Below are 10,847 nucleotides of genomic sequence, written 5' to 3' on the forward strand. Positions count from 1 at the left end.
CGTTCAACACATCAAAAAAATCTACAAAACCCGCTTTCAAGGGACGCAAGTTGAAGCCCTAAAGGATATTCACTTCACTGTGGAGAAAGGCGAGTACGTAGCCATCATGGGGGAATCAGGATCCGGGAAATCGACCCTCCTCAATATCCTAGCCATGCTGGACCAGCCGACGGAAGGGCGGGTCTACCTCAACGGCACCGATACTTCAACGATCAAGAACAAGGATGCCTCCAGCTTCCGTCGGGAAAAACTGGGCTTTGTCTTTCAAGACTTTAATCTGCTCGATACCTTGTCCGTCAAGGACAATATCCTCTTGCCTCTCGTCCTCTCACGCAGATCCGTTAAGGAAATGATGAACAAGGTGGAGAGCGTCAGTCGGGAGTTGGGCATTCACCAACTCCTTGAGAAATACCCTTACGAAATCTCTGGTGGGCAAAAGCAACGGGTGGCCGTAGCACGGGCTATCATCACATCTCCAGAAATCCTTCTTGCTGATGAGCCAACAGGGGCGCTGGATTCCAAATCTTCAGCTGCGTTGCTCGATGTCTTTGAAGATATCAATAGCATGGGGCAAACCATCCTCATGGTAACCCACTCAACCGCAGCGGCAGCTCGGGCCAAGCGCGTGCTCTTTATCAAGGACGGAATTCTCTACAACCAGATCTTCCGCGGGGAAAAGACAGAACGTCAGATGTTCCAAGAAATCTCAGATACTCTGACGGTCATGGCAAGTGAGGTGGAGTAGATGTTTCGATTAACCACTAAATTAGCTTGCTCCAATCTGATCAAGAACCGCAAGCTCTATTATCCTTTTGCGATTGCGGTCATTCTCGCAGTGACCATCGCCTATCTCTTTGACTCCCTGACCTTTAATCCCCGCATTTCCGAGCTTCGAGGAGGATCTTCTATAGTGTTCACTCTCAGCTTGGGATTCTTCGTGGTCAATGCCGCGGGGGCTATCATTGTGCTCTATGCCAATAGCTTCGTCATGAAAAACCGCTCCAAGGAGCTGGGAATCTACAGCATGCTGGGCCTTGAGAAACGCCATCTCATCAGCATGATCTTCAAGGAACTCTTGCTTTTTGGCTTTCTAACCATCTCAGCCGGTGTCTTGATCGGAGCTCTTTTTGACAAGCTGATCTTTGCCTTTCTCTTGAAACTCATGAAGATGAAGGTTGAGCTGGTATCTACCTTCCAACCTGGGATTGTGGCTTTGGTCTTTGTCACCTTTGGCCTCATCTTTGGACTTTTGGTTCTTCTCAATGCTTGGCGCATTCTCCGTTTGAATGCTCTGCAGTTAACGCGTGAGAAGACTAGTGGTGAAAAGAAAGCCCGCTTCTTGTGGCCCCAAACCATCTTGGGTATAGCCTCTCTTGGTTTTGGCTACTACCTGGCTTTGTCTGTCAAAGACCCCATCATTGCGGTTGTAACCTTCTTTCTAGCGGTTATTTTGGTCATGATCGGGACCTACCTGCTCTTTAATGCAGGGATCACCGTCTTTTTGCATCTGCTTAAGAAAAAGAAGAGCTACTATTACCAACCCAACAACATGATCTCGGTCTCTAACCTCATCTATCGCATGAAGAAAAATGCAGTGGGGCTTGCGACCATTGCCATCCTCTCAACTATGGTATTGGTGACCATCTCTGCAGCAACTAACATCTATGTCGGTAGTGAAATGGTCAAGAAAATCATGGCGCCTCATGATTTCTCTGTCCAAGGAAAAGGGGTAGACCTGGAGCAAATCAACCAGAAATTTGATGAATTTGCTTCTGAGCATCATCTTGAGATCAAAAATCGCGATCTGATGACTTATGCCAACTTTGGGGTCAAATCACAAAAGGGCACGGATTTCACCGTCTATCCAGCTGATGAACGCAGCGTCACTCCTAAAACCGTCTTTATGGTCTTTGATGCAGCTAGTTATGAACAAATGACAGGAGAACACGTTGATCTGACCGGCAACCAAGTCATCCTCTTTGCTCATAACAAGGCTCTGATAGGGCAAAAGCAGTTCACTATCAATGGGCAAGACTTCCAAGTCAAGGAAGAAGTGAGCAAGGATTTTATCACCGATCATGTTCCAAATCAGTTTAATATGCTGACGGAGGATTTCAACTACCTGATCGTACCTGATCTCTCAGCCTTTGTCGCTCAGTTTCCAAATCTGGCCATCAATACCAATATCTACGGTGGTTTCAATGTCAATGTCGATGAAGACCAGCAGCTCAAGTTAGCAGCTAGTTATGACAAGATGATCGATGAATTGAGTAGCCAACAGGGCCAAGGAACATTTATCTATGGAGGTAACCGAGCCAATGATGTGGCAGAGTTAAATAGCCTCTTTGGTGGCATCTTCTTTATCGGTATTTTCTTGTCACTGATCTTCATGGTCGGAACGGTCATCGTCATCTACTACAAGCAAATCTCAGAAGGCTATGAAGACCGTGAGCGCTTCGTCATCCTCCAACAGGTGGGGCTCGATGAACACGAGGTCAAACGAACCATCAACCGTCAAGTACGGACCGTCTTCTTCCTCCCTCTCATCTTTGCCTTTATCCACCTGGCCTTTGCCTACCATATGATCCGCCTCATTCTTAAAGTGCTCGGTGTCATCAATAGTGGCCAAGTACTCGTCGTGACCATCAGCGTCTGCGCCGTCTTTCTTATCACCTACCTGATCGTCTTTTGGATCACCTCTCGGAGCTATCGTAAGATTGTGCAGATATAAGGAAAAAGAAGCTCGAATCAAATTAGAAACTTTCCTTAGGTGAGTACGGACGTCAGCGAACTTCGAAGAAGTTCCATGACTAATTATTGAGCCTAAGGTCTCAATAATTCCGAGTGCCTGAAACATGATTATTTCAGGCACTTTTCTCACAGCGGAAAGTTTCAATATACTCTAAATAATAATGAGAAATCATTTTGAGATTTTTGCACAATAGTCCAGCTAAGGTTATTCAAAGAAAAGAATTGTCAATTTTTAAGCTCGCTCATTGCGGGCTTTTTGTTTGAAAACCGATGCGATTGTTTTTGCTTTTCAAAGGGATATAAAAAAGACTGAACCAGTCGAGTTCAGTCTTTGTTCGCTTTCTATTAAAGTGATGTAAGGAAAGTCAATCCTCCTAGGATGACACCTGCCGAATTCGGAATGATCAAAATCCAGTCTTTTTTAGGTTCCTTTGTCCAACCATAAATGACCCAGATCAAGCAAGAAATAGCAGCTGACAAGGGTTGGAAAGGTTGGGCCTTGTTTCCCTGTAAATTAGCAATAATTTGTGGGATGTAGGCAATGAAAACGATAATCCCAATAAAGGCACCGATCGAGCCAACGATTTGGTTGATTTTTTGTTTATTCATAAAATTTTACCTCTGTGTATCATAATAGCATAAATAGGAAGATAATGCAATTAATTTGCATGCTATTCAAGATGAAAATGATTATATTTGCAAAAAAATTAGACAAAGTGTCTAAAATAATTACTAGAGAGAAGACTCTCTCGAAGAGAAATCCATCTTCCTGCAAAATCACAAGATTGTGACACTTTACAGTTCGGTAACATTTGAAAAAAAAGACTTGAATTTGTAAAGGACAAAAGGTAGAATAGTGCATACTTAAAAAAGAAAAGGAAATGGTAGTTTCAAAATGAATGAAAAACAAATGAAAATTCTTGGTTGGGTTGCGACCTTTATGTCTGTTATGATGTATGTGTCTTACTTCCCACAAATCATGGATAACCTCGCAGGTCACAAAGGAAACTTTGTTCAACCCCTTGTCGCAGCTATCAACTGTAGCCTTTGGGTTTACTACGGACTCTTCAAAAAAGAACGCGATATTCCACTTGCTGCAGCCAATGCACCAGGGATCATCTTTGGTTTGATCACGGCCATCACAGCCTTGTAATCAATGAAAGAGAGAGTGGGACAGAAATTGGTAATTCGTTAGAATTCGATTTCGTCGTCCCACCTCCTCACAGTTGAGTAGGGCTGTAAAAGCTGATGAAATCAGCGTAGTAGAGCCCACTCAACCATTGCGTCTTGCTCGACAATCTAAAGACAATTGAGAGGCCAGGACTTTTGTCCCAGCCTCTTTTTTATAACTTCACTCATTTCCATGGTATAATGGGAGGACTATTGATAGAGAAGATCAAAAGGAGACACGAGTGGATCAAAAACATCACTGCCAAGTCCTATGGGCCAAAAATAAATACCTGGTGCTGAGTCATTCCAGCAACATTTACAAGGAGATCCGGGAATACCTCAAGCAAGACCAGGTTGAGGTCAGTCACGTCGAGAACCTGATCCAGCAAGCGCTGGCCTTACCGGAAAATCGTGGCCAGGTCTCCAATGCCTTCCAGCATATCTGGGGTTATTTTAAAAAGCAGGCGACTCCTGAGGAAAAGGCCGACTTCATGCTGCTACTTGAGAAATACCAACATGGGCAAGCTAGTCAAGAAGATCTCATCAAGGGGATCCAAACGCTCCTTAAGCGCTATCCCAATCGCTACTTGCAAGACTCGACTCTACTAGGAGGTCAATAGATGAGACTGTGGCACCAAGATTTGATTCCCAAACTCCCTCGTCCCCAGCTCCTCGGACAACATCGGGAATGCTGCGCCCTTCGAGGCAACGGCTGGGGAAAGAAGCACGCGACGGTCAACTATGTCTTTGCCTACTCGCCCTATCGCCTCTATGCCTATCACCGCCTGATCATGGAGGAGATGACCGCTCGTGGCTACAAGGTCAGTCCAGAGTGGTGGGAGCCGACCTACAGAGGCAAAACCTGCCCAGCTTACCCAGAGCTGAAAGAGGAAGCTTTAACCACGCCGATCTATCCTGAGCATCAGGACACTTACCTTCAAGAATGCTTAGATAATCTAGCAGAAAAAGGGATTCAACTAGACTAAGAAAAAACGGACCAAACCAGGTTCGTTTTTTTGCGCCAATTCCCAACAAAATGCTTTGAAAGCGTTAATTTCTTTCCCAAACATGCTATAATAATAGGAGATTATGCACAGGAAAAGGATAGACGGATGAAAGAATTAATCGACTTAATTAATCAATTTAGAGATGAACGTGACTGGAGAAAGTTTCATAATGAAAAAGATTTAGCCATTTCGATTTCACTAGAAGCGAGCGAATTGTTGGAACTATTTCAGTGGAAACAATCAGAGGAAGTAGTTGAAAAGTCATTAAAAGAAATCAAAGAAGAACTTGCGGATGTTTTTATGTATTCTTTCATGTTAGCAGATAATTTGAATCTGGATGTAGAAGAAATTATAAAAGAGAAAATTGATATAAATGCAAAAAAATATCCTGTAGAATTAAGCAAGGGAAATAATAAAAAATATACGGACTTGGAGAAAAAATGAGCAACATTCAATCACCCGTAGTTATAGAAATCGATTATTCAAATCGAACATTTGATCAATTAAAAGAAACGATTGCTCCGAAACATTCTAAGCTTATCTTTGATTATCCAACTGTATATATCGTAAACGATGAGAATAAAAACAAGTATAGTGTTTATGTCGGAGAAACAACAGATATCATTCGTAGAACAAATCAGCATTTGTCAGATGATATAAAGAAGGACCGAGAAGACTGGCGACAATTTGAACAATCTAAAACTTCTAAAATGTTTGTTATTGGGCATAACCATTTCAATAAATCTTTGACATTGGATATTGAGAATAGGTTAATGCTTTACTTATCAAGTGTTGACCAAGTTGAAAGGGTTCAGAATAGAAGAGGAAATCCTCAAAACCAATATTATACTTCCGAAGAGTTAGATGAGATTTTCTCAAAGATATGGAGAACTCTAAATCGGAAAAACCATTATTTATTCCCAGCAGAAAGTTTTATTCGAAATTCAGCGATATTTAAATCCTCTCCGTTTCACAAGTTAACAGATGAACAAGTGAAGGCAAAAAATGAAATATTGCTCAAAATTACATCTGTCATTAGTAAAAATGAAACAGGAGTTCTAATTTTAGTAAAGGGTGATGCTGGTGCAGGGAAAACGGTTTTAATGAGTTCCCTCATCGATGATTTGTTGAATTCTGAAGATACTCAGATGATTCGCGAGAACAATGATATCAATTTGGTTGTGAATCATGATGATCAACTCAGTGTTTACCAAGAAATTGAGAAAAAATTGGAATGGAAGAGTGGATCAAATATTAATGTTGTGATGAAACCAACTCAATTTTTAAATGCTCTGAAAAAAGAAAAAACTGATGCTGGAATTGTAGTGGTTGATGAAGGTCACTTGTTATTGACTGCAAAAAATCAAGCCTATTTAGGCGGGAATCATTTAAATGATTTGCTCGCTAAATCTAAAGTGGTCGTGTTAGTTTATGATGAAAATCAGATCATGAATAAATCCCAAATATGGACAGATGATGCTTTCTTGAAATTGGAACATGAAGCCAATTTAAAAGGAAATCTCATTACGCTACATAACCAAATGCGTATCCATGCAACTAAAGAAACAGTTGAGTGGATAAGAAACCTGATTGATGCTGGAGTTGTAAATGAGGTTCCAATTGATAATGATTATGATATTAGAGTTTTTGATTCTCCTGAGGAACTTCAAAGTGCAATCATGGAAAAAAATGATAATCAGAGTTTAGGGATTTCACGCTTAACAGCAACCTATGATTGGGAATATAGTAGTCAATCAAAACCGAAGGATTCTGACTATTGGTGTGTCCGTATCGGAGACTGGTCTTGTCCGTGGAACAGACAACTTGCAAAAGAAAAAGAATCTAAACATTTATCCTGGATAGAGCAGTCTCAAACGATTCATGAAATTGGCTCAACATTTACCGTTCAGGGATTTGATCTAAATTATGTGGGAGTTATCATTGGCCCATCTGTCAAATATAGAGACGGGAAAATTATTTTTGATATAAGTGAAAGCAAAAATAAAAGTGCTGTTCAAAACAGAAAACTTGAATCAGGTGAAATGATTAATTACGGAGAAACATTATTACGAAATGAGTTAAATGTTTTGTTAACCCGTGGAGTTAACGGGCTATACGTCTATGCGGTTGATGAAGAACTTCAACAAGCTTTAAAAAATGCGACAAAATAAGATGCTTCCTATTTCCCAAATTTTTTTCGAATTATAGAAGTAGAGGGACCTTCCCTCTATTTTTTATCGGAAAGGAGCAAGGATGCAAAAGAGACACGCGCATGTATCGCCGACCTTGGACATCATGGCCAAGAAGATTTTTAGTTTGCCGGAGGTGACGACGGCCTTTATTCGAGATATTTTGGAGCTGGATGTGGCGGACGCTCAGATTGTGGAGGGAAGCCAGCCCCACAGCATGGCTTATGAGGAAGATGACTTGTTCTCCACTGCGGTGGATGTGAGAGCCAAGCTCCATGATGGGACCGAGGTGATCATCGAGATCCAGATTCGCAAGCAGCAGTATTTCTTGAATCGGTTCCATTACTATTTGGCCAATCAGCTGGTGGAGAATGTGCAAAAACTGCGCCAGCAAGGACAGACACATAAGATGTACGAGCAGATGGAGCCCGTCTATGGGATTGCGATTTTGGAGAAGTCGCTCTTACTGGACGAAGAGGCCGCCATCAACAAATACTGGTTGACCAATAGCCGATCTGGCAAGCAACTCAAGGCCTATTATAAAAATGGCAAGCACCAAAATCTTCTGCAGGTTGCCTTTTTAGAGCTAGACAAGTATAATAAAGATGAGAACCTGACAGATGCAGGCAGACAGTGGTTGGAGTTTTTTGGGAATCTTCCCTTTACAAAAGCTCCCAGTCAGGCCGTTGCTCACGCAGATTCATTATTAGATTCATCTAGCTGGACCAAGGAGGAGAAGACCATGATAGACGAGCGGATTCGTATTCAAGAAAATTATGATATGACCATGGAGACGGCTATTGACGAAGCACGCGAAGAAGGTCTAGAACAAGGTGTGGCGCAAGGTCGTAAACAGTTGGTATGCGAGATGGTCTCACGAGGAATGTCGCCTGAGTTGATCTCGAATATGACGGGCTTATCCATTGAAGAAATTAAGGCTCTTCTTTCCTGAGTCTTTAACGGAGGCATCGCCTCTTTTCTTTTTTGAAAAAACTTGAAAATTTTCCCATTTTTTCAATCCGCCTTTCTAGAATTGTGGTAGAATAGAGTCAACAAAGAGTTATCCTCACCAACAGTGTGATCGATACTAGAAAAGAGGATTCTGATGACAAGAAAAATTGGTATTATTGGTTTGGGGCATGTGGGTGCGACCTTGGCCCACAGCATGATTTTGAAACACACCTGTGATCACTTGGTCTTGATTGATACCAATGAGAAAAAGGTCAAGGCAGATGCCTTGGATTTTTGTGATACGGTTGCCAATACGGGGTATCCGGTGCATATCACGGTCAATGACTACGCGGCTTTAAAAGATGCGGATGTCGTGGTGTCGACTCTTGGAAATATCGAGTTGCAGGCTAATAACACAGATGACCGTTTTGCGGAGCTTCCTTTTACTAGCAAGCAAGTAGTGCAAGTGGCGCGTGATCTGAAGGCTTCTGGCTTTAGTGGGGTCTTATTGGTAGTGACCAATCCGGTCGATGCCGTCACTCAACTCTATCAACAATATACCGGCCTTCTAAAAGAGCAGGTGATTGGGACAGGGACCTTGCTGGATACAGCTCGGATGAAGCGTGCAGTCGCTGATCGTTTGCAGGTTTCACCTGCTAGTGTATCAGGTTACAACCTCGGTGAGCATGGAAATTCTCAATTTGTCGCTTGGAGTCAGGTCCGTGTCAAAGGACACGCTATTACCGATCTCTTCTCTCAAGAAGAGCTGGACACCATCAACTACGAGTCCTTGCGTGGTGGTCATACTGTCTTTTTTGGCAAATTCTATACCAATTTTGGAATTGCAGCAGCAGTCCAACGCTTAGCAGAAGCTGTGATCAATGATAGCCACGAGGAAATGCCGGTCTCTAACTATCGTCCAGAATACGGAACCTATCTTGGCTATCCAGCGATTGTAGGTCGAAAAGGAATTATCGAACGATTGGACTTGCATTTGACAGAAGAAGAAAAAGAAAAATTACTCCATTCAGCCGAAACCATCAAGGAAAACACACGAAAAGGGCTGGAGCATGCATAAAAGAGAGGAGGCTGGGACAAAAGTCCTAGCCTCTCAATTATTTTAGCCCTTGCTTAGTGAATTTAATAAAGCTTAGTAAATTCCAAGTTGTAACACTTGACATTACATCTAGGACATGTATAATAGTTAATATAACAAATATTCTTACAACAGAAAGAGGAAACAACTATGAAAAACATTTTATTTATTGTCGGATCCCTTCGTCAAGGATCTTTTAACCACCAAATGGCTAAGAAAGCAGAAAGTCTTCTGGAAGGAAAAGCAACGGTGACTTACTTGGACTACAAGGACATTCCAATGATGAACCAAGATTTGGAAACACCAACCCTACCAGCTGTGCAGGCAGCGCGTGATGCGGTTCTTGCTGCGGATGCCATCTGGATCTTCTCGCCAGTCTATAACTTTGCTATTCCAGGTGTAGTGAAAAACCTAATCGACTGGCTTAGCCGTGCCCTTGACCTGTCAGAAACTCGTGGTCCATCTGCCCTTCAAGATAAGATCGTAACGGTTTCTTCAGTAGCCAATGCCGGACACGAACCAATGTTTGCGGCTTACCAAGCGCTCTTGCCTTTCGTTCGGACTCAAGTGGTTGGAGAGTTTACTGGAACAACCGTTAACCCAGAAGCTTGGGAAACAGGTGAATTAGTCTTGACAGATGAAGCGGTCGCAGGACTGGAAAAACAAGCACAAGCCTTATTAGAAGCATAAGAAAAGCTGAGACAGAAGTCTCAGCTTTTTAGATACTAAAGAGTTGTCCGAAGAAGTAAGTCACACCCATGGTGAGAAGGCCAATGATGAGGTTGCGAAGCATGGCTGGCTTGGTTGGTGCTTTTCCCAGTTTTGCACTGGTATAGCCAGTGAAGATCAAGGATAGTCCAACAACGAAGACCGTCACCGGGATGCGATAGGCAGTTGGAAAGAGAATAATAGAGAGCATTGGAGGAAGGGAACCAACCGAAAAAGCAAGAAAGCTAGATGCAGCAGCATGCCAAGGATTAGTAAACTCCTCATATTCGATACCATATTTCTCTTCGACCAGGGCTTTGAGTGGATGTTTCATAAAGGCCCGTTCTGTCAAAATCTTTGCGGAAGTTTCGCATTCTCCATTTTGAAGGTAAGCGTGGTAGAGAGATTCTCTCGCTAACTTTGGATCGCGATCCAACAAGGCTTGTTCGCGGTTAACAGCGGCTTCTTCCGTGTCTTTTTGTGTGGAAACAGAGACATACTCACCGCCCGCCATCGAAAAGGCACCGGCCAGAATTGCAGACAAGCCAGATAAGAAAATGATCCAGATGTTATGCGTGGCACTGGCCACCCCGATCACCACTCCAGCGATAGAAATGATTCCATCATTGGCCCCTAGAACCGCAGCTCTCAAAATATTCAATCGGTCGTTAAATGATTCATCTACTCCATGTTTTATTTCAGTCATACAATATCTCCTTTGTCTTATTTAGAATGATTATAAATAAAATACAAAAAGAAAGCAAGGATTTTAACTCAAATGATAAAAGTTCGACAATTTAATGAAATTTAAGTTATAATCTTTGACATTGCAAGCAAAAAAGAAAGAATAGGGCATTCGCCTATTCTAGCAAGGTTTATTTAGCGGAAGTGGTCTTACCTTTGAAGATCCTGATGGCATTGTCACACGGGTCAGAAAAGGATAATAAAAAGGGAGTGGGAAAGAACTCCAACTAA

General features: G+C 42.4%; 12 protein-coding genes. 10 read left to right on the forward strand and 2 right to left on the reverse strand.

Features of this window, described 5'->3' with window-relative positions:
* Window positions 1-745: ABC transporter ATP-binding protein (locus HMPREF2685_RS04175; protein ID WP_070465479.1), on the forward strand; the 745-nt coding region annotated here is incomplete at its 5' end.
* Window positions 746-2,731 carry an ABC transporter permease gene (locus HMPREF2685_RS04180; protein ID WP_070465483.1) on the forward strand — a complete coding sequence of 662 codons (1,986 nt, stop codon included), beginning with the start codon at window positions 746-748 and terminating at the stop codon, window positions 2,729-2,731.
* Window positions 2,732-3,096: 365 nt separating this feature from the next.
* On the opposite strand, the gene HMPREF2685_RS04185 is transcribed toward HMPREF2685_RS04180, so the two are convergent.
* Window positions 3,097-3,360, reverse strand: a complete 264-nt coding sequence (locus tag HMPREF2685_RS04185; protein ID WP_003012241.1) for a SemiSWEET family transporter — start codon at window positions 3,358-3,360, stop codon at window positions 3,097-3,099.
* A gap of 286 nt (window positions 3,361-3,646) precedes the next feature.
* Here HMPREF2685_RS04185 and HMPREF2685_RS04190 point away from each other — a divergent pair, with 286 nt between their 5' ends.
* From HMPREF2685_RS04190 to HMPREF2685_RS04225, 8 genes are all read left to right on the forward strand, one after another.
* Window positions 3,647-3,904: a SemiSWEET family transporter gene (locus tag HMPREF2685_RS04190; RefSeq protein WP_003006102.1), complete on the forward strand. Its 258-nt coding sequence runs from the start codon at window positions 3,647-3,649 to the stop codon at window positions 3,902-3,904.
* 259 nt (window positions 3,905-4,163) lie between these two features.
* The gene (locus HMPREF2685_RS04195) at window positions 4,164-4,541 is read left to right on the forward strand and encodes a YbgA family protein (RefSeq protein ID WP_070465487.1); all 378 of its coding nucleotides are present in this window, start codon (window positions 4,164-4,166) and stop codon (window positions 4,539-4,541) included.
* The gene (locus tag HMPREF2685_RS04200; protein ID WP_070465490.1) at window positions 4,542-4,907 is read left to right on the forward strand and encodes a TIGR02328 family protein; all 366 of its coding nucleotides are present in this window, start codon (window positions 4,542-4,544) and stop codon (window positions 4,905-4,907) included.
* A 126-nt stretch (window positions 4,908-5,033) separates the two neighbouring features.
* Entirely contained in the window at window positions 5,034-5,372 is a 339-nt protein-coding gene (locus HMPREF2685_RS04205) for a nucleotide pyrophosphohydrolase (RefSeq protein WP_003006111.1), read from the forward strand.
* Complete coding sequence (locus HMPREF2685_RS04210; protein WP_045759193.1) at window positions 5,369-7,099, forward strand: DUF2075 domain-containing protein; 1,731 nt, start codon at window positions 5,369-5,371, stop codon at window positions 7,097-7,099. The genes HMPREF2685_RS04205 and HMPREF2685_RS04210 overlap by 4 nt, the downstream gene beginning before the upstream one ends.
* Before the next feature lie 82 nt (window positions 7,100-7,181).
* Window positions 7,182-8,069: an Rpn family recombination-promoting nuclease/putative transposase gene (locus HMPREF2685_RS04215; RefSeq protein ID WP_070450380.1), complete on the forward strand. Its 888-nt coding sequence runs from the start codon at window positions 7,182-7,184 to the stop codon at window positions 8,067-8,069.
* 153 nt (window positions 8,070-8,222) lie between these two features.
* Window positions 8,223-9,146 carry an L-lactate dehydrogenase gene (locus HMPREF2685_RS04220; protein WP_070450382.1) on the forward strand — a complete coding sequence of 308 codons (924 nt, stop codon included), beginning with the start codon at window positions 8,223-8,225 and terminating at the stop codon, window positions 9,144-9,146.
* 168 nt (window positions 9,147-9,314) lie between these two features.
* Entirely contained in the window at window positions 9,315-9,854 is a 540-nt protein-coding gene (locus HMPREF2685_RS04225; protein ID WP_045759196.1) for an NADPH-dependent FMN reductase, read from the forward strand.
* 28 nt (window positions 9,855-9,882) lie between these two features.
* Here HMPREF2685_RS04225 and HMPREF2685_RS04230 read toward each other — a convergent pair whose 3' ends face one another.
* Entirely contained in the window at window positions 9,883-10,578 is a 696-nt protein-coding gene (locus tag HMPREF2685_RS04230) for a VIT1/CCC1 transporter family protein (RefSeq protein WP_070465493.1), read from the reverse strand.
* Window positions 10,579-10,847 lie beyond the last annotated feature (269 nt).

It is taken from the genome of Streptococcus sp. HMSC074F05, assembly GCF_001808725.1.
Taxonomy (GTDB): Bacteria; Bacillota; Bacilli; order Lactobacillales; family Streptococcaceae; genus Streptococcus; species Streptococcus parasanguinis_I.